A 26,309-nucleotide genomic window follows, 5' to 3' on the forward strand; every position below is an offset into this window, starting at 1 on the left:
TTTTTTAGCATTTATGATCCGTCTGTCGCAGGCGAGTTTTTAACATCGTGTAGGGCGACAGCTCCATTTTATTTGAACTATTGAATTCGATTTAGGATCAAATCGAATTTGGTTTTTTCAGCGCAGCATATAACTTATCGATACGCTCGTTGACTTTTTGTGAGGTAACTAGAGATTTTAAATGGGAGTAAGCTCCTTCGATATCCAGCCCCAAACCATGTAAAAAATGTAAATATTCTGCCCCTTGCTGTACTTGCATTTCCTCCACAAACTGTTCATCCTCGAACTTTTCAGGTATAGATTCAAACCTTTTATCATATGACTCCTGCATTCTTTTTTCATCAATAGGCATATCTGAAAAGGATATAATGGAGACGATTTTGGCGTACGATGGAGAGTTCTGAAGTAAATCTTTGTCGTTGAGATCCAAATGATCAGTATAGGCTTTTCGTACTGTTTCTAGGTCCTCTTCGTTAAGAAAATCGTCGTAGTAGGGCAATATGCGCATGCGCAAATGCTTAAAACTATAGTTGGGATCATTTTTAGATGCTGGATTCTGAAAATATAATTGTGCTTGCTCGTGCAATACAGAATCGGCACCATGGCTGCCCGAAAAACCTTGAAGCATGACCCGACTATAGCTGTCCGCATCGCCAATGACCAATTCTTTAAAATGTGAATCTTCGGAGCTGTTAACTAATTCGGCGACCGCGGTCTTATAAGCATCTACCGTAATCAAAAAATCGGGTACTGATTGCTTTAGCAGCTTAAATGTTGGAACACCTGGCATCGAGGTGTTTTCGGGCAGCATCTGCTGTCTTAATACTGCTAACTTTGCCAAAAGTTCATTTTCTGTTGCTTGTTTTCCTTTGAAAATGTACTGTTTTGTATCATCACTGGTGATCTGTAAGCTATTTTTCGGTGCTAAATATAGCTTGCCGACTTGTTCCAACATATAGAAGCCTTTATCAGGCAGATTTATATTCTGCTTGTAGGTAGATTTACCAGATGAAGGTATGCTGACTCGTAGGTTTCTTGACTCGTTGTAAAGGTCGATTGTTTCTTCGTTGTGCATATCGGGCGAGAGCGCTACCGATAGTTGTACGGTCTGTGCGTAACTACCTGTACCTAAGAATAGTGTACAACCAATACTGACACAAATTTGTTTAATTCCCATTTTTATAAATATTTTTCGTTAAAAATTAGTTAGAGAGCCTAGTAACCAGGATTTTGTTTTAAATCGACATTCACACGCAGGTCATCTACTGAAAAAGGATACAGTGCTTGGTGGGGTTGCCACGCGTAATCTGCGGTAATCCCCAATTTGGTTACTGGCAACACAACATCAATTCTACCAGTACGTTTTAAATTAATCCAACGATCTGCCCATTCGGTAAATAGCTCTAAATGTCTTTCCTGCTCTAAGGTAGCGAGCGCCGTAGGCAAATCATTGATGCTGATTCTAGTTGTTAAGCCGGCTCTATTTCTTACCTCAAACAAATCATTTTCTGCTGTAGCGAAGTCATTTAAATGCGCAGCGGCCTCCGCCCGTATGAGATGTTGTTCCGCTAGTCTGAACATCACATAATACTCGTTGCCATTCACTGCGGTATTGGCATGTTTGTATTTAGCGGGATAAATAAACGATCGAAAAGTGTTAAAATCAATGAAGTTCGCAAGCCATTCCGTCTTACGCCGATCGCCAGATTCCATTGCTTCTAATAGGGATGGGCTAAGGTGAGAATTTAAAGCAAACCCTAGAAGGGGGGCAAAGAACGAAGGTATTCTGGTAGCGCCAGTTATATTCGGCGTGTTTCCAACGCTTTGCACTTGAAAAATAGTCTCACGGCTGGTCTTTAAAAAAACATTATTTAAATTTGATTCGAGTTGGTAAGTACTGGAACTTAACAAAGTATTGGATTCGGCAAATGCTGCAGGCCAATTCTGTTGGGTGAAGTAGACTCTCGCTAGCATAGCTGTAACCGCATCTTTATTGACCCTAATTTTTTCAGTACTCATCTCCACATCTGAAAGCAGCATTCTGGCATCCATCAGATCAGTTATAATTTGGATATAGATCGCTTCGTTTGTAGAGTTTCCCAGCGTTTTATTGACGTTGACATCACTAGTTATGCTCAATGGTACATTGCCCCACAGATTAGTGAGGTAGTAATAACTCCAGGCACGCCAAAATTTACACTCGGCAATTAATTGATTTTTATATGCTGTGCTGTATGCACTCGATGCAGTTATACCCTCAATGCAGATATTCGCATTATAAATTTTACTATAAAGCGGCATATAGAGGTTTGTAATTATATTTGGGGTGAGATTAGTGCCATCAATCCCGATGTTTAGTTTGTTGGCTTGCGTATTGGCCGCACTCAAGAAGGATCCGATAATACTCTCAATCGGCATAACTACTTCGTCAGACGATAGAGATCCATAAACATGAAGCGTCTCGATAGGATTTTCATACAGATTTAAAACTGCACTAAGCGTGGCCGAAGAATCTGCAAAAATTTCATCTCGCCCCACATTCATCTTGGGAGCAGGAACCTCAATGTATTTTTTGCAGGAAGAAATGGCCACACTGATGACTACCAGTAGCAAGGTACATGCTGTTGTAAATTTATAACTTAAATTTTTCATGTTAATATCTTTATAGTGAGGCACTAATTCCTAATGTGATAACTCGTAAAGGTGGTGTAGAAAGTCCGGTTTCGGGGTCATATACGTACTTAGATTTGGACCACACGAAGACGTTTTGAGCGTTCACAAAAAGTCTTGCATTTTTGACATGTATTTTATTTGTCCATGCAATGGGTAAGGAGTAAGCCGCACTCATATTTCTTAATTTAGCATAGGTATTATCTTCAAAACCGAATGTTGATTGAGCTATAAATGGATAACCACCAGGCGTATTTGTGGCTTTAGGTATTGTCGCGATATCACCTGGTTGTTGCCACATACCTTCTAGAAAGTAGGGAGATAAGTTGAAATTTGCTCCGCCCAAACTAGTCATTACTGGATTGGTGTAGCCGTCGCGACTCATCACTTCTATGAAGAAGCTAAAGCTGAATCCTTTGTATTGGAAGTCATTACTGATGCCACCATAAAATTTTGGTTGGGTATTGCCAATCCATTGTTCATCTTCTAAAGTTGGAGTTGTTGTAGTGCCTCCAGCCGCAGTTTGGTACAATGGTACACCAGTAGCAGGATCTATACTGTCAAAAATATACCCACGTATTTGTGTGAGTGGATAACCCAAAGGCAATGTTGCTGCTGCAGTATAATCGGGAGATATACTGACGATTTTAGTTCGTGGGATCGTTAAATTAAGCGAGGTTTTCCAACTAAAGTCGCGTTTTCTTAAATTGTTGGATGTCAATTCAAACTCCCAACCTTTCATGTCAATTCGTGCAGGGATATTATCCAAAAAATTGGTAAAACCCGTGTTGGAAGGCAAAAAGGTTGGTGCCAACTGATTGTTTGTCGTGTTGAAATAGAAGTTAGAAGTAAGTAATAGCCGATCGCTAAAAAGGCCTAAATCTAAACCAATATCTAGTTTTTGTGTCGTTTCCCAACGTATTTTTGGGTTGGAAGGATTTAGTGGTCTTAAGGTGGTTTGACCTTGATATACGGAGTTTGTACTGAACAGCGATAAATAAAGATAGTCACTAATCGCGTCATTACCGGTCACTCCCCAGTTTGCTTTTAGTTTACCGAATGATAGGAAGGAGTTCGACTCTTTAAGAAATGCTTCATTGGTAAATATCCAAGCCCCTCCGATAGATCCGAAGTTGCCGAAACTGTAATCAGAGCCGAATCTGGATGAGCCGTCTCTCCTGACAATACCATTAAAGATATATTTTTGCTCCCAATTATAGGTTGCACGGGCAAAAACGGAGTTATATTTATATTGGCTATCAGATCCTGTAAGTCGATAATTTGTAGCTCCCGGTATGGCCCCGAGTAGCTGTGCGTTGATATATTTCTCGGCTCTGATACTGTTAGATACGTGGTCCGTATTTTGGAACGTAACACCTAATAAAACATTTAAGCTCCCCTTGGAAATTGTACGTCTATAATTAAGCTGTGGTTCGACACTGTAGAATTGATTATCAATAATACCAAAACTTGCATTGTGCGTAGGAACAGGAGAATCTGGTGCAGGGAATTGGGAAATATCTGGCATTTGCCCGTTTTGGTTCGTGGTGGTTCTGTTGTATCCTCCGTTCAAACGCAGTTCTAAATCTGGTGAAATTCGATAATTAAGATTTAAAGCACTGATAAATGAGTTTGTTTTTCCCAAGTAGCGTTGTAAGAGGGAGGCATCTGGATTTATCCTATTGGCCCAGTTGAGTTTGCCATCAGGCTCATAAAGAGGCCTATTAGGCGATAAGTTCCAGTATTGTGCAAAGTCAGTCCGAGCCATGTCAGAATTACTGTAGGCGTAGGTGACTGTAGCATTTGCACTGAATTTTTGATCCGCAGATTGGTGATCAACATTCAGTCTGGTTGATAACCTTTGATTGTATTGATCGCCTGGAGCTACGGTCGTTTGGCGATTGTAGCTAGTACTGAGCAACATTTTGGTTCTCACATCGCCACCTTGTAAAGTCGCATTTAAATTAGTAAACTGCGCAGTACCACTCATGTACTCTTTTTGCCAATCCCTTCCTTCGGTTTGGCTCCATAAGAATAAATCCGCAGCTCCAGGAGTTGTACTAGTCGGTGTCAGTCCGTCGTTTTCGTACGCTTTTCTTCTTATTGCTAAGTACTGCGGTAAGCTAAGCACCGGCACAAAGTGGGCTACAGAACCAGTGCCTTGTTGTAGATTAAGATCTAAACTAGTTCTTCCCATTTTGGCTTTCTTCGTGGTAATCAGCACGGCACCATTCGCTCCTTTAGTTCCAAATATGGCCGTTGCATCTGCATCTTTTAGAATGTCCATACGCTCGATGTCATCTGGGTTGATAAAACTAAAGGGACTCAGCTGAATGGATGGGGCAGAAATCCCGCCGACTTCCTCCGTTCCAGCTCCGTTGAGCGATGCTGGAGCTCCCGCGTTAAAGGGAACGCCGTCAATCACGTACAATGGTGTCGTTCCAGCGCGTAGTGAGGTTGCACTTCGTATGAGTATATTAACCTGCGCTCCAGGTAAACCAGAAGCCTGTGTAACTACGGCACCAGCCACCCTTCCTTGTAAGGCGTGCAGAGGGTTTGATATTGGCTGCTTAGCGATATCTTCGGAGGTGATCGATGATACAGCGCCCGTATTCAATCTCTTACTGGTCGTACCATAGGCGATTACCTGCACTTCATCCAAAGTACCTATCGCAGATTCCATTTTTATGATCGCGGGCTGGCTTAAGCTGGAGACGAGATGTTCTTGTTCTTGGTATCCCACAAAGGAAAATTGCAAAATATCTGTAGGTTCGGCTGGTAAGATAAATTGACCTTGATTATCATGGAGAGTCAAAGTCCTAGGTTTTTTGGTAATGTCTGGCGATTTGATCGTGACATTTACCCCGATTAGTGGCTCACCTTTTTCATTCTCCACCTTTCCAATAACAATAGACTGAGCTGCAATGTGAGGAGTAGGAGGCGTCGCTGTTTTAGCATCTTTTCTGGAGATAATGACAGCTTTGTCCTCTATTTTGTAATCTAGCGGTTGATCTTTTAAAATCTGGTCAATTACAGGCTTCAATTCCATATCTCGAACATTGATGGTAATTTTTTGTGTGTCTTTCATGGCGGAGCCAGAAAACATGAAATCGTAACCGGTTTGCGCTCTGATTTTATTGAAGACTTGAACCAAAGATGTATTTCGTTCGTTCAAACTTACCTTCTGCGCATACGCATTCGAATGCAGTGTAGAGACCGTAATGATAAGCAGGATAATTCTTGTAGCTGGTGCGATAGCATTCATAATTTCGAACGACCTACGAAAAATTATCTCGCAAGATATGTGTGTATTCATAGTTAAGATTTGGTCTGTTTAACATAACCGGGTTACCGACTGAAGTATTGTCGCGATTTCCTCGGTGAAATAAGTGGTAGACAAGTAAGGGTATTATTCATGCTGGTTCCCCGCCAGTATGCGCCCTTTTCAGGTTATTTGATCACTGCGTTACAATAATCCTCCTTCCTTCGATCTTAAATTTCACGCTATTTGTTTTTTCGAGAATATTCAACGCCTGACTGATGTTTCTATTTCTAGATAATGTGCCGGTGAACGTTTCATTGATAATTTTATCCGTGTATACCACCTCTATATCGTACCATCTGGACAATTCGGTCATTACGTTCGTCAACTTTTGGTCGTTGAAGCGGAAGTATCCATTTTTCCAAGAGAGCGCTTCTTCCAAATTAGCAGGAGATACTGCCAAACGGCCGTTCGCCGTCTTGGCTTCTTGACCCGGAGCAATTATGCGAGTTGCATTGCCCGATTTCACTTTTACTTCACCTTCTTCTAATGTGGTCTTTACAAACCCATTATCAGCGTAAGCATTGACATTGAATTGAGTTCCCAATACGTGAATTTCTTGCTGACTGGTTTCTACGACGAAAGGTAACTCCTTGTTGCTAGCTACATCAAAATATGCTTCTCCATCAAGCTTTACCATTCTTCTGCCGTGATCAACCAGTTTTGACGAATAGCTTATGCTAGAAGCGGCATTTAGGTGTACCAATGATCCATCTGGCAAACTGATTCGGAATGATTGCCCGTTTGCTGTGGATAGAGTATTTATTCCACCAACAGTTTTGTCCGAATCCATTATTTGATAGGTTAATTGACCATCTGGAGATTTGAAGATATGAACACCCGAATCGACGGCTAATTCGCCATTTTGGGTACTCGATAACACAATTTTACGTCCGTCGGATAACGTTAAGGTAGCATCTTCTTGGCCAGGCGCAATATCGCTCTTTGCAACAAGAGCAGTTTCAGTTTGCTCCAAGCTCATTCTATCTGTATAGAAAAGAAACCAAGCGCCAAACAATAGTAAAATTGCTGCCGCAGCAGCAGCAATAGTTTTTGGATAGAGCAGTCTCGTTTTACGAATATGTGTAGTTTTTATCGCGATCTCTTTCCAAATCAACAATTTTTCTTCGTGCAGATCAGCCTCACTAAGCGCAATGCGTTGATCTTCGTTGAGTTCATTGTACCACGACTCGATCCAAGCTATTTCTTCTGCTGTACATTGTCCGGCATTATACCTTTTGATAAGTCGTCTAAGTTCAGTTTCCATTTGATATTTGAGCTAATTTGCAAGTTAGTCTAATAGTAAGACCGCTCAACAATGCTATGGGGGGATGGAAAAAGAAAAAAAGTTTTTTAAATATGCGATTGGCTAAAAAATCACTAGGATAAAGCAGGCGCCTATTTTCTTTCGAAGTTGCCTCAAAGCCTTTTTTACCTGATCTTTAACAGTCAGTTCACTTATGTTTAACATAGTAGCAATCTCTCTGTGGCTAAGGTGCTGCTTGCGACTAAGTTCAAAAATCTCTCGCATTTTTGGAGGGAGAGAGGCTATTTCCTTATCAATAAGTGCGGCGAGCTGGCGTTCGCGAGCTAGATGATCCGTTACAGATTCGCCAAGTACTCTAAATTGATTATACGAATCCGCAAAGTTGTTTATGACTGTTTTATGTTCCAATAATTTAAACACACTATTTCTGGCCATAGTGAAGAGATAGCCTGAAAAATTTGTCGTAATGTTTAGTGATTCTCGTTTTTCCCAAAGTTTAACGAAAACTTCCTGAACAACATCTCTGGCTTCCTCTCTGTTCCGCAATTTGTTGTACACATGTCCGAATAAAACAGTATTGTAACGTTCAAAAATTTCAGCAAATGCATTTTTGTCACCTGTAGCCAGCAGTGAAATCAGTGCTAAATCTTCATACTCACTATATACTTGATTTTCCCCCATATTCTGGCAGTCGGTTAACTTAATTCATAGGTTTCTAAGGTAAACCACTGGAATTAGTATGGCTAATATACAGGAATAGTGTGTATAGTCTCAAAAATAAAGGATCTTTTTATAGATAATCATAAAATTTTACTTCAATATCGATCTTTTACTTGTCGATATTTAAGATCTTAGAAACAATATCGATACATTATTGATTTTTCTGCATTCTTTCGGTGTTGTAGACGTCGATGTCGGCGGCCAATACGTCTCAGCATATTTTAGAATATGTTGGATGCAGTAGAAGATAGTGGAATGGATTAAAAGATTATCTGAGTCTTTGTTAAATAGTTTTGGTGTAACTGAAAATGAATTAAATAACTTTATCACAATGCATAATATCGTTCACAAAAATAACAGCATGTACAAGATAATTCTATTGATAGTATTAATCAGTAATATATATATTGCTAATGCATCTGCGCAAGCTAATTACTCTTATGTATTATTCGATATGTCTAATCTGGAAGATCAGTTTAGTGACACGATTACCTTAAAGAGGTATTACGCTCAAATTGAGCACAGGGATAAAAAGTATCCCAACCAGACTATTTACAATTATTATTTTTCTACCAGTAAATCCTTATGGGCTAGCGATAATAAAAAGGAGATCTACCAGCGATTCAAGGCAAGCACAGACAATTTTAATAGTATGCCCTATGATGTTGTTGTAAGTGTGACACCCCTTACTAAGGAAAAGGAGTGTAAAATAGACATAACCGAATCTGTAAATTCAGGAGATGTGACATTCATCGATACAAAATCTCTTTTAAAAAGTAGTTTAAATAACATTTACTTCGGCATTTACGCACCTATGGGGATCTTTGATTCTATTCCAAGTGTTGATTTAAAACGAGTCGATATCAAGATAGTTGTAAAGAAGAAAGATAGGTACTACCTTATTGATCAAGTTACGTTAACTGAAATCTATTACTTAAGCCATCAAATAGGCTTGTATCCAAGCGAATATAATTCTTGTGGGCTCTTTTTCAGTGCTCCAGCAGTAAACAAAAGTACTACTATTGCCAATAGGCATACTTATACTGGTAGACCGCTTTATGCTTATCCTGTTGATCGAATACTTCTGGATTCTTTAGAAAAAATCGATAATTATAATTTAATAGGATATTTCTGGACAAATTTTGAATATCATTATGGCGAAAGGAATAACATAAAAAGAAGTAGACCCTCATATAAACCTTATTCCGATTTTTATATCTACTCGGGCGTGGGTGATTTCTCGGTTCTTTATGGAGTTGGAGTAATCAATGGCAATTTCTTAGATTATTTTTTAGATTCAAAGCCAACTTATAGTCCCGATCGCAAAGAAAACCCAAATTATAATCTCATATTTAAAACCAAATCGATTAACGGTATTAAGTATGATAAATTTATAAATTCCGAACGAAGGTAGTGTTTGTCTTAAATGTTTTTAACAAGGTTTCTCGAAAATGACTATCTCTTTTAGGGTAAAGAGACCACAGACTAGGTGGCATTAGCGGGTATTAAAATTTCAATCGAGATTTAAAAAGAATTGCTTAGGTATAACGAATTATAGATCAATAAGTTAACACCTTATTCGGTGCGTCATTTAAAATTGGCAATGATTCACCGAATGACGCACCTCAAGTATGCGATTTTGTGCATATTTTGATGCTTTTTCCCAAATAAAAAACCCTGCAATCTGTTGATTTGTAGGGTTTTAATGATTTTTGGTGTTACTCTTGGTGATCCCGCTGGGATTCGAACCCAGGACCACTACATTAAAAGTGTAATGCTCTACCAGCTGAGCTACGGAATCGAACTTCTTTTTAGAAGTATACTTCGTTGTTTGAAGTGATGCAAAGGTACGTTTTTTTCGGACAATTGCAATATTTTTTTTAAAATTTCTCCATTCTTATTGCGTTTTACTTAGGATTATCCTTACGATACTTGGTGTAAGATTCACTAATATACGCTCTTAGATCTTCGGGAGTAGCACTCTCAATAAATGATAAACTAGGACGGTATCCCTCTCTAAATAATGGAATCTCATCATCGGTAAGTGGTGTCATTGATCGAATTAGTTGGTTAGTGAATACACGATCTACCATACGATTATCGCGTTCTGCGATTAAAATGTCTAGATTACTACGCGCTTGCTTACCGCGTCTTCCAAACAATCGAGATGGGGAAACTCTTAAGCCACCGCGATTCTGACTTGCTTCCGCAGCTTTGCCATCATTTTTAGCACGAGCAATTTCTGAGGCCAAACGGCTATCGGATAACCGCGTCACGTACACCTCGTTAATTACTAATGTTTCTGGATCTCTAACCAAATACACGCGGCGCAAAGCCGGCTCGTAAATAAAGATGGTGTCGGCTTCGTATCCACCGCCTGAAAGGCGGAGATAATCATTTGTTTTAGCTTCGATGCTGAAATTACCCTCGCTGTCGGTCTCCGTTTGTTTGTTGCTATTGAGATTTCTGACTAAGATGCCACGTAGTTTAGTACTGCTCTCGAGATCGTAGACCACACCTTTCAATTCTTGGCCATTCGCCGTAAGCCCATTGGCCAAAAATAAAATTAATAGTATGGTAATCGATAAATAAGTTTTCATCATCATTAGTTTGCTCGCCAGGTATTGTTTTCTTGATTAATATCCGGATATACATGATCGGGATCTATCGTTACTGATGTTAGTTTCTCTGTAGTTTCTAACATAAATGACCAGCTTTTGTTTCGTTCCCAGATATCTACTGGTAATTTCTGCCGTATTTTTTTCCGCTTTCTGTTACAGCTTCTACGACGACTGGTAATGCTAATTTTTGAAGGTTACTGATTTTGATGATCGCACCTTTTTCGGGCGACATTTCTACATAACGAACCTCATCTATGGCTTGATCTAGCAACCAGTTGTGCTGAAACCATCCGCGCCAAAACCATGCTAAGTTTTCTCCGGTTTCACTTTCAATAGTACGGAAAAAATCTTCTGGAGTCGGATGTTTGAATGCCCATGCATGTATATAAGCGCGGAACGCCGCATCAAATCTTTTGGCACCTATAATCTCATCGCGTAATAACCGTAAACCAAAACCTGGCTTATAGTAGGCTAATATTCCCAGATTACGTTCACGCATGTTTTGTGGAGAACTCATGATGGGCTCTAAGCCAGGTACGGCAAAAGCTGCAGTCATGCTATTGCGATCGCCCATCCGACGTTCGTATTCGCCATTATTAAATGCAGCGGTAGAAAGATCATTGATAAATGTATTAAAACCTTCATCCATCCAAGCATGTAAGCGCTCATTACTGCCCACTATCATAGGAAACCAATTATGGCCAAATTCGTGATCTGTCACGCCCCACAGGCTACCTGCTTTGGCAGTACTTGAGCAAAACGAGATAGCTGGATATTCCATTCCGCCTACATTTGAAGCCACGTTTACGGCTACCGGGTACGGATATTCAAACCATTTTTTTGAATAATACTCAATAGAAGCTTTTGTATATTCAGTGGAGCGTTCCCAAGCATTTCCCCCGTTACTTTCTGCTGGATACGCAGACATAGCTAAAGATGCTTTACCGCTTGGTAAATTTATTTTTGCAGCATCGATGATAAATGATTTGGATGATGCCCAAGCTACGTCGCGCGCGTTTTCCAAACGGTATTTCCAGGTCAGTTCCTGTTTGTTGCTTGGACGTGACTGTTTATTGGCAACTTCCTCGGCGGTGCGTATCATTATCGTCTTGTCACTCTTCTGCGCATTTTTATACCTCGATAATTGCTCGCCAGTCCATACATCTTGTGGATTTAGTAACTCGCCACCCATCACCACGATATGATCTGCCGGTGCCGTGATTTCGACATTGAAATCACCATATTCACAATAAAATTCGCCAGGTCCAGTGTAGGGAAGTGTGTTCCAACCTTGCACATCATCGTATACGTACACACGAGGGTACCATTGCGCAATAGCATAAATATTGCCTTGCTTGGTTTCCAATATACCGGTACGATCTGCGCCATACATAGGTATGTTGTATGCATACTCTAGCGTGAGTGTGGTACTTCCGCCATTAGCTGTCAATGGTTTAGCCAAATCCACACGCATGCGTGTGTCATTAATCGTGTATTGCGTATCATTTTGCCCGCTTACACCGACAGAAGCTATTTCGTAGCCACCTTTAAAATTACTTCCTGCGCTGCCATACCGACTATTTGAAAGCGGTACTACGGCTTGCCCGATGGAGTTGGGTTCAAATAAATTTTGATCCAGTTGTAGCCATATAAAATCCAAGTCATCTGGACTGTTATTCGTATATGTGATGGTTACTTGGCCTGAAACGCGATTGGCTTGATCGTCGAGGCGGACTTTTAGATCATAACTGGCGGAATTCTGCCAGTATTGATGACCTGGGCGGCCACTCGCAGAGCGATAAGTTGAGCCATTATTATTGTAAAATATAGGGTGAAAGGCCTCTGTATAATTATAAAGCGATTCAGTCGTTTGCTGTGCTTGCAGGGTGAGGGAGCTAATGGCCATCCCAGCCATGGCTACACAGGATAATAGTTTATTCATTCGTACGCTATTCTATAAAGTGGTTTCGTAAGTGTTTTCGTCAAATCCAACGATTAATCCCGACGCGTGTTCAATGATAGGTCTTTTGATCATACTATTATGTCGCGATAACACGTCATTTGCAGATGCTGCATCAACAACTTGCTGTTGAGTTTGCGGATCCAACTTGCGCCAAGTAGTTCCTTTTTTGTTTAACAGCGTTTCATAAGAAACGTGTTTCTCCCAAGCTTTAAGTTGCTCCATAGTAGCGGGTTCTTTCTTAAAATCATGGAATACAAAAGATTTGTTGTGTTGCGTAAGCCAATCCAAAGCTTTTTTCACGGTGTTGCAATTTTTAATACCGTAAACGTGTAAAGGAGAATGGTCGGATGTTGTCATGTTATAAAGATATCAAAATATCGGTTATATGGATGTACGTGTAAATAAAACTTGTTTTCATATTATGTGTTTTAATGGTGAAATGCCTATTGAAAAAAAATAGATTTTGATGATATACTGAGAACAAAAAATTGTATTTTAATAAGAAATTTTGAGCAGATGCAATTAGACACTATTCACCTTGAAGTTACCTACAATGCGCCGGTAGAGCGCGTATGGCAAGCCTTAACTGAGCCGGATCAGATCCGGGAATGGTGTTTTGATGTGCCAGAATTTTTGGCGGAGCAGGGCACGGAGTTTGAATTTAGAAAACTGGGTCGCAAGCGGATGTTTTTGCATCGCTGTAAAATTTTGGATGCAGAAAATAATATGCGGTTAAAATATACGTGGAGTTACCCCGATCTGCAAATAGGCGAATCCGTTGTAACTTGGGAACTCATACCTCGGGGATCGATAACATCGGTTCGGTTAGTACATGAGCATTTACTCAATCACAAAGATGGTGGAGATGCTTTTAGTGTGGAAAGTTTTGACACGGGCTGGAATACAATATTAAGACGCTCATTAGCAGATTATTTAGAAAAGTAAGATATGGAATTTAAACATATAGATAAAGGTGAAAATGGAGTTGTTTTGGCCTTGGAAGATGACGTGCAACATGGTGATATTAGCTATTTCGGTAATGGAAATAACCAGATAACCATAGATCATACTGGTGTAGAATCTTTCGCACGCGGACGAGGAATTGCAAAGGCCTTGCTGAAAGAAGTTGTGAACATTGCTCGCGACAAACAATGGAAGATCGTACCGCAATGTCCTTTTGCACAAGCAGAATTCGATAAGAATGCATCATATGCTGATGTATTAGCTCCGTCGTAATTATTTGCAATGTTTACACCATTTATTTTACTTTTTTGTTTTCTTTGTAAGCTGAATGGTAGCCATATGGGCACCTTTTTCGTATCATGGATGAGTTAGTATCGTACTTTACTTCGCTAGACCCTCTGCTGGCGGCTTTATTTGCTGGATTATTTACATGGGGAGTTACAGCCTTGGGTGCAGCATTAGTGTTTTTCTTCAAAGATATTAACCGCAAGTTTTTGAACATGATGCTCGGTTTCACCGGTGGTGTAATGATTGCAGCCAGTTTCTGGAGCTTATTGCAGCCTGCTATAGAGATGAGCAACGGTGAGGGCTTTATAAAAGTGATTCCTGCTGCTGTAGGATTTATTGCAGGAGCCTTGTTTATTTTTGGACTTGATAAGTTAATGCCGCATTTGCATATTAATTTTGCGAAATCCGAAGGTCCGAAGTCATCTTTACACCGCACAACATTATTAGTCATTGCGATCGCTTTGCATAATATTCCTGAAGGGCTTGCTGTAGGCGTATTGTTTGGCGGTGTGGCCTATGGCTTGGGAGATGCTACAATAACCGGAGCTGTACTTTTGACTATCGGTATCGGTCTGCAAAACTTTCCTGAAGGTGTGGCTGTGGCTATGCCTTTACGACGAATGGGGTTGAGTCGGTGGAAGAGTTTTACCTATGGTCAATTATCGGCCATAGTAGAACCGATCTTTGCTGTGTTGGGAGTGTTGGCTGTTGGTTTTTTTGTGCCCGTATTGCCTTATGCGCTGGCTTTTGCTGCTGGAGCGATGATCTATGTGGTAATTGAAGAAGTAGTGCCTGAAACACAGGCTGAAGGGCATTCTGATGTGCCAATCTTAGGGTTTGTGTTGGGTTTCGTTGTCATGATGGTGTTGGATGTGGCACTGGGCTAACATCCAAAGCTTATTCATGATCTAAGCATTTATTACAATTCTTTGCGTAGTCGTGCTACAGGGATATTCATAGCTTCTCGATATTTGGCTACCGTGCGGCGGGCGATAGAATAACCTTTTTCTTTTAAGATGTCTGTAAGCTTCTCATCAGCCAAAGGTTTGCGTTTATCCTCGTTGGCAATACATTCTTCTAAGATTTTCTTCACCTCTTTGTTAGATACTTCTTCGCCAGAATCTGTTTGTATAGCTTCTGAAAAGAATGATTTAAGCAAAAAAGTGCCAAATTCGGTCTGTACGTATTTTGAATTAGCGACCCGCGACACCGTAGATATATCCATCTCTATGCGTTCGGCGATGTCTTTCAAGATCATGGGTTTTAGCAAGCGATCGTCACCTTTTAGAAAGTAGTCGTACTGGTATTCCATGATGGCATTCATCGTTTTCAAAAGGGTCTGCTGACGCTGCTTTATCGCATCAATAAACCACTTTGCGGAATCCAATTTTTGTTTGACAAACTGTACAGCATCTTTCATTTTCTTATCATTCTTCTCCGCCTTCTCGTAATGGGCAAACATTTCTTGATAGGATCGAGATACACGTAGTTCTGGTGCATTTCTTCCATTTAGCGTGAGATGTAAGACGCCGTCATTATTGGAAATATGAAAATCTGGAATGACGTGCAATTGTTTGCCAGCCACTGTTCCAGCATCTCCCGGCTTGGGATTTAGTTTCAATATTTCGGAAAAGATGTCTCGTAATTCTACAGAATCCACACCGAGCTGCTTTTCAATTTTATCGTAATGCTTTTTGATAAATTCTTCTAGGTATTTCTCAATGACGATGATCGCTTTCTGAGTAATAGGATTGCTGCCATCTTTCTTACGTAATTGAATAAGTAAGCATTCTTGCAAATCTCTGGCGCCCACACCTGCAGGATCAAATTCCTGCACAATCTGCAATACTTCCAGCACTTCATCTTCTTCCGCGATTACGTTTTGCGAAAAAGCCAAATCATCAATCAATGAATAAATTGGTCTTCTCAAGTAACCATCATCATCAAGACTGCCAATGATTTGTAAACCAATCTGATATAGCTTGTCGCTCAGTGCGAGCAAATCAAGTTGGTTACGCAAGTTTTCATAAAAAGAATCTTGGATAGCTACAGGGATTTCTTTACGATCATCTTCGTCGTCTCCAGAGTAGGATGAGCTGTAATCATTAAAGTCTTCTTCCTGTATATATTCTTCGACACTAAACTCCTCATCAGTAGAACGCTCTTCCATTTCAAAATTATCATCCGGATCACGATCTGGATAATCTTCGACGGGTTCGCTCATGTTGGTCAAACTAGCATCTTCTAATGCTGGATTCTCTTCCAATTCTTCTTTTATCCTTGCATCTAACGAAACAGTCGGCACCTGCAACAGCTTTATGAACTGAATCTGCTGGGGTGAAAGTTTTTGTAAAAGTTTCTGCTGTAAGGTTTGCTTTAACATTAGATGTAATAGTTTGATAGGGTAAAAATAGATAATTTATACCACAATAGTATAGTTAGTTGCGCAAAATACTTGTTTAGGTACAATTATTGTAGCAAGGCCGACTTTTATTAATGTGGGAAGAAGCTATTTGTTAAAAAGCCTTAAAATGCTGGATATACATGGATCTTTTTTTCATATTGAACTCCAGTTTATCAAACTAATTACCCATTTTTACCACATGTTTAAAAGAGTGAAAAATCAGGTTTTACGATGGATGCTTATTCTTGTATATACCCTTGTTTTATTTACGTGCGCGGTACAGCTTAATTTTTTAGGATTATTTGGTTATTCACCCACCAAAACAGACATTGTACTGCCTACTTTAAACGTCAGTTCTGAGTTGTATACGGCCGATTCGGTATTGATTGGTCGTTATTTCAGAGAAGATCGCGATCCGGTTGCTTTTGATAGTATTTCGCCCGCTATTTTAGATGCACTAATTGCTACAGAAGACGTCCGGTTCTATGAGCACAGTGGGGTCGATTTTAGAGGTTTAGTTGGTAGTATACTCTCTACCTTGAAAGGGAGCGACCGTGGTGGAAGTACAATTACTCAGCAATTATCCAAAAATCTTTATAAAACGCGCTATCAAGAATCTCAAGGTTTGTTAGGGCGAATTCCGGGTGTAGGTATTCTCATCACGAAATATAAGGAATGGATGACCGCCTTTAAGTTAGAGAGTCGCTATACCAAGCAGGAAATTGTCACCATGTACCTCAACACGGTTTCTTTTAGCAACAACGCATACGGTATTAAATCGGCTTCTTTGCGATATTTTAATAAAATGCCATCGCAAATCGTCGATAAAGAAGCTGCCGTACTAGTAGGCATGCTCAAGGCTACCACTTTATATAATCCAATACGTAATCCTAAAAATGCTTTCAAACGCCGCAATGTCGTACTCGGTCAGATGTTGAAAGAGGGGTATTTGAGTGAAGCGGAGCACAAGCAACTAATACAAGATTCGTTAGCACTCAACCTTAACTATAACGATGCCTCTAGTTCTAACGACTCTTATCTGCGAACTGCCGTGGAGAAGTGGCTGGATACCTGGGCTAAAGAAAATGATATAGATATCTATACTAGTGGCCTGAAAATATATACCACAATCGATTCAAGGATGCAACGCATCGCTGAGCAAAATATGCAGGAGAAGATGCGCGAGCTTCAAAACCGATTTGATAATGTGTGGCGTGGCAAAATGCCATGGCGAGACAAAAGCGGAGAAGTAGTACCTAATTTCTTGGAAGACCAAGCACGCAATCTACCTATCTATAAAGCCTTGATGGCAAAATATGATAATCAGGAAGATCGCGTATTTGAGCATTTGCGGCAAAGTAAGCAGATGGATGTTTTTACATGGGATGGTATGGAAAAAAGGGAATTGTCAACGATGGATTCTCTCCAACATTACCTCACCATGCTAAATATGGGGATGATGGCGATGGATCCTTATTCGGGCGAGGTAAAGGTATGGATCGGTGGTATTAATCATCGTTTTTTTAAGTTTGATCACGTAAATCAAGCACGCCGTCAAGCTGGATCTACATTCAAGCCATTTGCTTATATGACAGCGCTGGAATCAGGCATGGCTCCCTGCGATAAATATGAAGATAAACCTGTACGCATCGAATTTGTCAATAACAAAAATGAAAATGAAGTGTGGGAACCAAAAAACGCAGATTGGAATTTTTCACACCAGCAGATGTCGCTTCGCTGGGCAATGGCACGCTCACTGAATAGTGTGACAGCGCAAATTACCAATGATGTGGGCTGGGATAATGTGGTAAAGATGGCGCATAAGCTCGGAATTACCAGTCCGCTCGCGTCCGTACCGTCCGTGGGGCTCGGATCTAATGATGTATCGGTTTTTGAGATGGTGCGCGCCTATGCTGCATTTATGAATAAAGGTATGCGTACAGAACCAATACTAGTATCCAAAATCGTCGATGCGAATGGCCGCATTGTAGCTGAGTTTAAGTCGGAGCAGAAGCAAGTAATTACGCCGGAGAATGCTTGGTTAATGAGTTATATGCTACGAGGTACTATTGAAGAACCTGGCGGTACCTCTCAAGCTTTGTGGGAATGGGATCTTTTTCGGGATAATAACGAGATCGGTGGCAAAACCGGTACATCCTCCGACTATGTCGATGGTTGGTACATGGGCGTTGCTAAAGATTTGGTTGCTGGCGTATGGGTTGGGTGCGATGAGCAAAGTATTCATTTTACAAGTTCCGCCAATGGCGAAGGTTCCAAAACGGCCTTACCAATTTATGCTTCGTTTATGGAAGAATTGTACCGTCATCCTGAGCTAGGCGTTACCTTTGGTAAGTTTCCAGAGCCTACGGTGGAGATTAAGAAATCGTACCTCTGTCCAAGTCCGAGAATCCGAGTACAGACGGACTCTGTGAGTACAGAAATAGACGAAATAGAGATGCCAGACTTTGAGATGATTACGTTCCCGGATATCATCGGGCCAGAACTGTAGTCGCGTTTCTCATGAGCGGTACGAGCTAGGTTGCTTGCGATCCGCTTATTCGCGACCACAGATCGATACTTATATTATGAAATTTATAATCGATATGATGCACCATCGTACTTATATCCCTATATTATTAGGTTTTTTGTTAAGCCTTATTGCGCCTTTCCAAGTGATGAGCCAGTATTTTGGGCAGAATAAAATGCGTTATAAGAAGTTGAATTTTAAGGTATATGACACGCCTCACTTCAATGTATATTATTACTTAAATAATGATTCGATGATGCATTGGCTCGCCAAAGAATCCGAAGTATGGTATGAGATGCATCAACAAGTTTTTCAGGATACGTTCCTTCGTAAAAATCCCATTATTTTTTATAATAATCATCCCGAATTTCAGCAAACTACCACTACGCAAGGCGAGATTGGTGAAGGTACAGGCGGCTTTACGGAGGCATTCAAGCAGCGTGTCGTCATGCCTATTGCGCAATCCAATCATCAGACGCGTCATGTGCTGGGACACGAATTAGTGCACGCTTTTCAGTATCGTATGCTGATAGAAGGTAATGACAGTACTCGCCTAGAAAACGTGGGTAATCTGCCACTATGGATGGTCGAGGGTATGGCCGAGTATTTTTCTATCGGAAAGAAGGATGCTTTTACGTCGATGTGGATGCGAGATGCCTACGCTCGTAATGATTTCCCATCATTAAAGCAGATGACGGAACAATCGCATAGGTATTTCCCATACCGCTATGGTCAATCATTTTTGGCATTTATTGGGGCTACATATGGCGATACTGTTATCATGCCGATGTTTATCGAATCGGCCAAATATGGTTATGAGACTGGTATGAAGCGCGTGTTTGGGTACGACGCGCAGACAATTTCCACTTTGTGGAAAAATTCAATGGAAGATACTTATCGCAAACTAGGAAAAGATACGACAACGCGGCCTATCGGTACTCCCTTGATTACGCGTGCCAATGCAGGTCGTATGAATGTATCGCCAGCTATTTCGCCAGACGGTAAATATGTTGCCTTTTTATCCGAGTTGGACCTATTTGGTATCGACCTCTTCTTGGCGGATGCGAAGACGGGACAGGTTTTGAAAAAATTGGGTAGTAGGCAGACTAACAAGGATATAGATGCTTTCAGCTTTATTGAATCTGCAGGTGCATTTTCGCCAGATAGTCGGCGATTTGCCTTCAGCGTTTTCAATCAAGGTAAAAACAAGTTAATGATTGTCGACGTAGAAAAGCGCAGACAAATAGACTTGGTGGAGATGGAAGGCATTGCACAATTTGCGAACATCACATGGTCGCCCGATGGCGATGTAGTCGCTTTCTCTGGTCTTAAAAATGGACAAAGTGATCTTTATACCTACCGTTTTTCTACCAAGCAGCTGGTGCAGTTAACAGATGATTACTTCTCCGATGTACAGCCGAGTTTTTCGAGAGATGGTCGATATATTGTTTTCAGTACGGATCGTGTTGCGTTACAGTCTGATAATCGCTCTGTGGATATTCCTATGAGTTTAGCAATTTTTGATTTACGTGAGAATACGCTTCGCAATATTGATGTGTTTCCTGGCGCCAATAATCTCAACCCGCACTTTTCGGCCGATGGTACATCTGTCTATTTTCTTTCCAACAATGATGGATTTCGTAATATGTATCGCTTTCAGTTGGCTTCAGAGCAGGTTGAGAGACTCACTGACTTCTTTACCGGTATAAGCGGTATTACCGAGTATTCTCCGGCGATGAGCATCTCAGCACAAGATGAGATCGTATATTCCTTCTTCAAAGATAATCACTATAGCGTTTATAGGGCTGCGGCTGCAGATTTTGAGCCTGTACAAGTCGATCCTAATGTAGTAGACTTTAAAGCTGCTATGCTATTTCCGGATGAGGATCGCGGTGTAGATGTTATCAATTATAACTTGCGCAACTTTAATGCTTACCGTCGTATTGATTCAACCGACATAAGTACCGTTCCATATCGCCCGCAATTTAAGCTGGATTACTTAAGGAATACTGGAATGGGAATGGCGGTGGGTAATCGTTATGGTGCCGGTATGGCTGGTGGCGTATTTGGTACTTTTTCCGATATTTTGGGCTACAACCAAATTTTGGGCGCACTCAATATTAATGGCGAAATTTATGATTTTGGAGGACAAGTTGCCTATATAAATCAGCAAAGTCGTTGGAACTGGGGTTTCTCGGCGTCCCAAATTCCATTTCGTTATGGCTTTACCGAATTCAACGTACAAGATCTTGGTATGGGCGATGAACTAGTGGAGAACACTTATTTGATGCGTCAGTTTCAAACTCAATTAGAAGGTTTTGTGGCCTATCCATTTAATCGCAATCATCGATTTGAAGTGGGAGCTGCGTATGCTCGTTATGGTTTTAGAGCAGAGCATTGGCGTTTTGGCCGCAGCACAGGCGCGACTGATCGCCGAGCGATGAGCGCAGAAGATGCACAACGACTAGGATTAGGGAATTTAGAATCATTCGCAATGCCCCAAGTTACTGCAGGTTTTATCGGCGACAATGCGGTCTTTGGAATCGCAGCGCCGTTGCAAGGATATCGCTACCGGATGACGGTAGGTCAAAGTTTTGGTGAATACAACTTTCAGGTATACAATTTTGATTATCGTCGTTATGAACGCATAAAACCATTAACGTTGGCAGCACGTGTTTATTCCTATATGCGTGTTGGCGAAGGGGAAGATCGTTTTCAAGGACTGTATATTGGCTATCCCTTCCTAATGCGCGGTTATGAACGTATTCAGGATCTATCAGGCCGTGTCACTTTTAATGATTTGGTAGGCTCGCGTATGGCAGTTGCCAATTTTGAAGTGCGTTTGCCATTCACAGGTCCCGAGGGTTTGGCGATGTTTAAGTCAGGCATATTATGGTCTGATCTCAATTTGTTTTTTGATGCTGGTCTGGCATGGAGTCGTGGCAATACGGTGCAATGGAGCAAAAACGACTCCAATCGTATTTTGGTGAGCAATCCAAATGGTGATTCTGTATATGAATATGATCCTCAAGTGCGTGCTCCGTTGTATAGCGTGGGTGTCTCAATGAGGGTAAACCTATTTGGGGCTATGATTTTGGAGCCGTATTACGCGGTGCCTCTTTTGCGTAGCCGTTCGCAATTTGGTCATTTCGGTTTAAACTTTGCACCAGGCTGGTAAGTTTAGCATAACACCTTACTAAAAAAAGTGAGATCCGCCGAGCGACATCATATTAATAGGATTATTTTTTGGTCAGAAATAAATATTCCCGCTACCGCATAGTGTATCGTGATGCTGCGTATTTTCTTTTTGATAATATAAATTTATTTTAAAGTAATAATTTTATATTTATAAAAGTAAATTATCCATATTCATGACTGTAAACCATTTGAAGCGCCAGATAAATAACGATCTAAACACTAGTACCAATCGACAAGATTTGACCTGCGGCATTGTGCATATCGGAGTTGGTAATTTCCACCGTGCTCATCAGCAATATTATACGAATCAATTAGTGATAGATCCAAGTCAGCGTGCTTGGGGTATTTGTGGAGTTGCATTGCTTCCAAGTGACGAACCATTAGTGCGCGCTCTGCAAGGACAAGAAGGACGGTATTCGTTGACAACTTGTAGTGCTAGCGGGAAATATGAACTTCATCATATTGAATCTTTAAAGGAAATTATATGGGGCATAGAAGACCCGCAAACGGTGATTGACAAAATCGCATCGCCAGATACGAAAATAATCAGTCTTACAATCACAGAAGGAGGGTATAATATGGATTCGAAGGATGGTGACTTCAAATTTGATGACCCAAAGATTCAAAGTGAATTGAAAAATAGAACAAAACCGCAGAGCGTGTTCGGATTTATTGCGGCTGGTTTGCGTCAAAGAATGAAAGCTGGTACAAGTGGGGTAACGATCTTATCTTGTGATAATCTGCAACATAATGGTGATACCGCCAAAAAAGCTTTTTCGTCTTTTATACAGGCGCAAGATTCGGATTTAGCCGTGTGGCTGGCCGAAAACGTTACTTTTCCAAACAGTATGGTGGATCGCATTACTCCGACGACAAATGCAGAAGATATAATATGGTTGAATAAAAAAAATCAAATCCAAGACCAAGCGCCAGTTTACTGTGAAGATTACGTGCAATGGGTGATTGAAGATAATTTTATAGCTGGACGCCCAGAGTGGGAAAAAGTAGGTGTGCAATTCACAGATGATGTCACTGCATTCGAACATATGAAGCTCAGTTTGCTTAATGCTTCGCACACTATGCTATCTTATCCTGCGTTTTTAGCAGGTTATCGCAAAGTCGATGAAGCTATGGAAAACCAATATTTATATCGCTATCTGAGCGATTTTATGAATATAGATATTACTCCATATGTACCTGCACCAGATAATACGGATTTAAATCAATACAAATCAACTTTGCTTGAAAGATTTGCAAATCGCTCTGTAAGTGATCAAGTTAGCCGACTATGTTTCGATGGGATTTCCAAATTTCCGGTTTACATACTGCCTAACCTTGAACACATGCTAAACGATGGCAGAGACCTGAAGCGCGCAGCCTTTGGTATTGCGGCATACCGTCATTATCTCAAATATAAACGTGACGATAATGGAGAGTCTTATGATATAGCCGAGCCTTGGCTTATGCAAAGTGATCTAGCATTTATTGAATCGGAAGATCCCACTCAATTCTTGAGGTTCAAACCCTTCCACAATACGGCATTGCATATACATGGATCATTTGTGTCATTATACCAATTCTATTGTGGTGCCATCAAAAAGCACGGCGCTATGCAAGTTTTGAAAACTATCTTATAGCAAATCTGATCATGAGCAAACAGCGAAATATTTGGCCGTATGCGATCGTAACTTTCATCTACTTTATAGTGGGTTTCTTGACCACTGTAAATGAGCAGTTGCAAGCGCCATTGAAAGTTACTTTCTTAGCAGAAGCGGGTAGTTACAGAAATACTTTAACCACCTCTATATCGTTTTTCTTTTTTCTAGGCTACTTAATTAATAGCACCCTAGGAAGCCGTTGGGTAAATCACCACGGATACAAGATTACTATTATCAGAGGTTTGCTATTCATAATCATGGGCTTGAGTTTATACATGATATCAACTTGGGTAGGATATACTTATCCAAATAAATCGCTTACATTTTCTGATGTGGTGATCCCTTATGGTTTTATCATTTTTGTGATTGGTTCGTTCTTGATGGGTACTTCTGCTGCAGTTATCCAAGTAGTTGTCAATCCATACGTCGCGTCGTATGCTTTATCAGGTACTACCGATGTACAGCGTCTCAATATCACCACAGGGATTAATTCTATTGGCACCACTTCTGCTCCCTTTTTTGTGACATTAGTAATGTTTAGCGGCATTAGTATTGAAAGCATTCATATACAGCAATTGTTGTTGCCACTCGGAGGTTTGATCGTTTGCGTTCTAGCAGTGACGCTGTTTACTATGCGAATAGATATTCCAGATATTGCAGAAACTCGTAGTACGGATAGCATATCACTGCCGCGCAGTTTATGGTCGTTTAGGCATTTTGCTTTAGGGGTGGCGGCTATCTTTTTTTATGTGGGCACAGAGGTGGCAATTGGTGCTAATCTTAATCTTTTTGCATTTGAACTGATGGAATCTGGTTATCCCGTTACTTTTTTTGGACACGCGGAATTAATCGTGGGCGGGAAAGATCTTGGTGTTCATGCTTTGTTGTCTACATTGTATTGGGGTGGCTTTCTGGTAGGGCGCTTAGCGTCTAGTTTCTTAAAAAATGTGTCTGCACGTAGTCAATTGATTTTTACAACGACTTTAGCTAGCATATTAGTTGCAGCCGCTATGCTGTCTAATAATATTTGGTTTTTGGTGGCGATAGGCTTATTGCATTCGTCAATGTGGAGTTGCATTTACTCGTTATCGATCAAAGGTTTAAAGCAATATACTTCTAAAGCTTCTGGAATATTTATTTCTGCTGTTTTTGGTGGAGCTGTCTTTACGCTAATGCAGGGAGGGTTAGCGGATATGTTTGGATCATGGCGCTGGACATGGATACTTTCTCTTTGTTGTGAGTTGCTCATGCTGGGCTATGCTTTGTTTGGTTCGCGCCCGAGAGCTAAAGATATTATCACTTAGAGATTTCTGTATGTGTAGTCAGGTAAAAAGCTTGGGACGGCTATTTCTGATTTTATTCGTATCAATAGCATCTTCCGTAGAAGCTCAAAATTTGCATTCTGCACTGCAATTGCGTAATAGCCATTTGTGGAGAGGATTAGAGGTTGCTACAGGGATAATCTACACGGGTAATGTGGAGCTATCGGGAGCAAATTTTTATGGTGGCTTTTGGGGAGGTGGCGATGCAACAGGAGATTATACTGAGTTTAATCACTATGTGGGTTTTCACAGTGTGCAAAGTCGGTTGCGATTCGAGCTTTGGGATATCTATAACTTCTCGCCAGGAGCCAATTATAATAATCGCGAATATTTTAATTACACCGCATCGGAGACTGGTCGTTTTTGGGATTTCAGAAGTTTTTATGTATTAAGTAATCAATTTCCTTTAGAAGTCAGTTGGAATGCTATTGTGTTCGGTCGCGACAGAAACACCGATAATACGGGTAATAAATATTCGTACTTTGCAAGCTTAGCATACCCATTTCTACGCAAAGATGATTTGGTCGTAAGTGGGCGTATTGGTTACGTAGATGCATTGCGGACTATGGGCGAACGGCATAATTTCTTTGCGTCCAGAAGCGGCTTGAGCGAAGTTAGTTTGATTATTAGTAAGCAGGTTCCTATTGGTTCGTGGCGGATTCCTATAGGGGTGTGGGCTATGTGGAATACGGTGGATCAAAACGCCTTTTTACAATTTTCTGTAAATGTATTTTCATTTTAATGATTTGACCAATCTGATACCCAATCTTCGTGTCAATTCCATTAAAAAAATACCTGATTTAATATTTCTTGACAAACACATCCGCGGCTGGGAGTAGTGATGCGATAGTATACAATCTATTTTTGGCGTGAGTAAACCATTTTATTCACCATATTAGCAAACGGTAAATCTTCCGTATTTCTTTGCTAAGTGCTTCGTCTAGAGCTACACACCCATTCATATACGCCGCGTATGCATTTATATTTAAACCTATTGTCGGCCTGTTACTCGTTCAATATTGTTAACAATAAAGCTGCTATCCTGATTGATACAGATCCACAATAACGAAACTGATTACGATAACTGATGTCAAGAATTCAACTGTAGCAGTATGATGATGATGATCAGTAAAAGTGGTATCGTAAGTAGAAACTTGATTGTCGGAATTTTTTTTAACATAAAAAGTGGTGACTTCGTGAATCAATTTGTTTAGAGGTTAACAACTAGTTCGGATAAATGTTTCTTACAAATTGTCGGGGGAATTTTTTACTTATTTTGATTAAAATACTCTTTCGTGATAAATTTAATTTGATTGTCCTTTAATAGTAGCACGTGGCCAATTTTTTTATAAGAACGTGCCTCTTATATTATTGGCAATGATGCTC

18 protein-coding genes and 1 tRNA gene are annotated in these 26,309 nt (G+C 40.5%); 9 read left to right on the forward strand and 10 right to left on the reverse strand.

The genetic code is table 11. The features are described 5' to 3' along the window. Positions 1-97: 97 nt before the first annotated feature. From A0125_RS02185 to A0125_RS02205, 5 genes are all read right to left on the reverse strand, one after another. Positions 98-1,177: a hypothetical protein gene (locus A0125_RS02185; protein WP_066751487.1), complete on the reverse strand. Its 1,080-nt coding sequence runs from the start codon at positions 1,175-1,177 to the stop codon at positions 98-100. A gap of 38 nt (positions 1,178-1,215) precedes the next feature. Then, the gene (locus A0125_RS02190) at positions 1,216-2,652 is read right to left on the reverse strand and encodes a RagB/SusD family nutrient uptake outer membrane protein (protein ID WP_066751489.1); all 1,437 of its coding nucleotides are present in this window, start codon (positions 2,650-2,652) and stop codon (positions 1,216-1,218) included. Between the two features lie 10 nt (positions 2,653-2,662). Then, complete coding sequence (locus A0125_RS02195; protein ID WP_082784851.1) at positions 2,663-5,986, reverse strand: SusC/RagA family TonB-linked outer membrane protein; 3,324 nt, start codon at positions 5,984-5,986, stop codon at positions 2,663-2,665. Positions 5,987-6,128: 142 nt separating this feature from the next. Beyond that, positions 6,129-7,259: a FecR family protein gene (locus tag A0125_RS02200; RefSeq protein WP_066751493.1), complete on the reverse strand. Its 1,131-nt coding sequence runs from the start codon at positions 7,257-7,259 to the stop codon at positions 6,129-6,131. A gap of 102 nt (positions 7,260-7,361) precedes the next feature. Next, complete coding sequence (locus A0125_RS02205) at positions 7,362-7,940, reverse strand: RNA polymerase sigma factor (protein WP_066751497.1); 579 nt, start codon at positions 7,938-7,940, stop codon at positions 7,362-7,364. A gap of 289 nt (positions 7,941-8,229) precedes the next feature. On the opposite strand from A0125_RS02205, the gene A0125_RS02210 reads away from it, so the two are divergent. Next, positions 8,230-9,393 carry a hypothetical protein gene (locus A0125_RS02210; RefSeq protein WP_156472382.1) on the forward strand — a complete coding sequence of 388 codons (1,164 nt, stop codon included), beginning with the start codon at positions 8,230-8,232 and terminating at the stop codon, positions 9,391-9,393. 311 nt (positions 9,394-9,704) lie between these two features. On the opposite strand, the gene A0125_RS02215 is transcribed toward A0125_RS02210, so the two are convergent. From A0125_RS02215 to A0125_RS02230, 4 genes are all read right to left on the reverse strand, one after another. Beyond that, a tRNA-Lys gene (locus A0125_RS02215) sits at positions 9,705-9,780 on the reverse strand. A gap of 106 nt (positions 9,781-9,886) precedes the next feature. Continuing rightward, positions 9,887-10,585, reverse strand: coding sequence for a carboxypeptidase-like regulatory domain-containing protein (locus A0125_RS02220; RefSeq protein ID WP_066751504.1), 699 nt, complete (start codon positions 10,583-10,585; stop codon positions 9,887-9,889). 130 nt (positions 10,586-10,715) lie between these two features. Next, positions 10,716-12,542 (reverse strand): M1 family metallopeptidase, encoded by a 1,827-nt coding sequence (locus A0125_RS02225; protein WP_231863083.1) that lies wholly within the window; start codon positions 12,540-12,542, stop codon positions 10,716-10,718. A 12-nt stretch (positions 12,543-12,554) separates the two neighbouring features. Then, entirely contained in the window at positions 12,555-12,920 is a 366-nt protein-coding gene (locus tag A0125_RS02230; protein ID WP_066751505.1) for a Spx/MgsR family RNA polymerase-binding regulatory protein, read from the reverse strand. 159 nt (positions 12,921-13,079) lie between these two features. On the opposite strand from A0125_RS02230, the gene A0125_RS02235 reads away from it, so the two are divergent. The 3 genes from A0125_RS02235 to A0125_RS02245 all read left to right on the forward strand — a co-directional run bounded on the left by A0125_RS02235 (position 13,080) and on the right by A0125_RS02245 (position 14,701). Further along, complete coding sequence (locus tag A0125_RS02235) at positions 13,080-13,508, forward strand: SRPBCC family protein (protein WP_066751509.1); 429 nt, start codon at positions 13,080-13,082, stop codon at positions 13,506-13,508. 3 nt (positions 13,509-13,511) lie between these two features. Then, positions 13,512-13,799: a GNAT family N-acetyltransferase gene (locus tag A0125_RS02240; RefSeq protein WP_066751512.1), complete on the forward strand. Its 288-nt coding sequence runs from the start codon at positions 13,512-13,514 to the stop codon at positions 13,797-13,799. An 86-nt stretch (positions 13,800-13,885) separates the two neighbouring features. Beyond that, positions 13,886-14,701, forward strand: a complete 816-nt coding sequence (locus A0125_RS02245) for a ZIP family metal transporter (RefSeq protein WP_197464733.1) — start codon at positions 13,886-13,888, stop codon at positions 14,699-14,701. Between the two features lie 32 nt (positions 14,702-14,733). On the opposite strand, the gene rpoN is transcribed toward A0125_RS02245, so the two are convergent. Continuing rightward, positions 14,734-16,197 (reverse strand): RNA polymerase factor sigma-54, encoded by a 1,464-nt coding sequence (rpoN, locus tag A0125_RS02250; protein WP_066751519.1) that lies wholly within the window; start codon positions 16,195-16,197, stop codon positions 14,734-14,736. A 220-nt stretch (positions 16,198-16,417) separates the two neighbouring features. Between rpoN and A0125_RS02255 the strand changes: the two genes are divergently transcribed. The 5 genes from A0125_RS02255 (at position 16,418) to A0125_RS02275 (ending at position 25,665) form a co-directional block, all read left to right on the forward strand. Next, the gene (locus A0125_RS02255) at positions 16,418-18,727 is read left to right on the forward strand and encodes a transglycosylase domain-containing protein (protein WP_082784893.1); all 2,310 of its coding nucleotides are present in this window, start codon (positions 16,418-16,420) and stop codon (positions 18,725-18,727) included. A 76-nt stretch (positions 18,728-18,803) separates the two neighbouring features. Beyond that, positions 18,804-21,923, forward strand: a complete 3,120-nt coding sequence (locus A0125_RS02260; RefSeq protein WP_231863085.1) for a basic secretory protein-like protein — start codon at positions 18,804-18,806, stop codon at positions 21,921-21,923. Between the two features lie 193 nt (positions 21,924-22,116). Next, entirely contained in the window at positions 22,117-23,580 is a 1,464-nt protein-coding gene (locus A0125_RS02265; protein ID WP_082784852.1) for a mannitol dehydrogenase family protein, read from the forward strand. An 11-nt stretch (positions 23,581-23,591) separates the two neighbouring features. Continuing rightward, on the forward strand, positions 23,592-24,905 hold the full coding sequence (locus A0125_RS02270) for an MFS transporter (protein ID WP_231863086.1): 1,314 nt from the start codon (positions 23,592-23,594) through the stop codon (positions 24,903-24,905). A 31-nt stretch (positions 24,906-24,936) separates the two neighbouring features. Further along, complete coding sequence (locus A0125_RS02275; protein ID WP_231863087.1) at positions 24,937-25,665, forward strand: hypothetical protein; 729 nt, start codon at positions 24,937-24,939, stop codon at positions 25,663-25,665. Positions 25,666-26,309: the final 644 nt, after the last annotated feature.

Origin of the sequence: Sphingobacterium populi, from assembly GCF_001586775.1 — a bacterium.
In the GTDB taxonomy this organism is placed as follows: Bacteria; Bacteroidota; Bacteroidia; order Sphingobacteriales; family Sphingobacteriaceae; genus Sphingobacterium; species Sphingobacterium populi.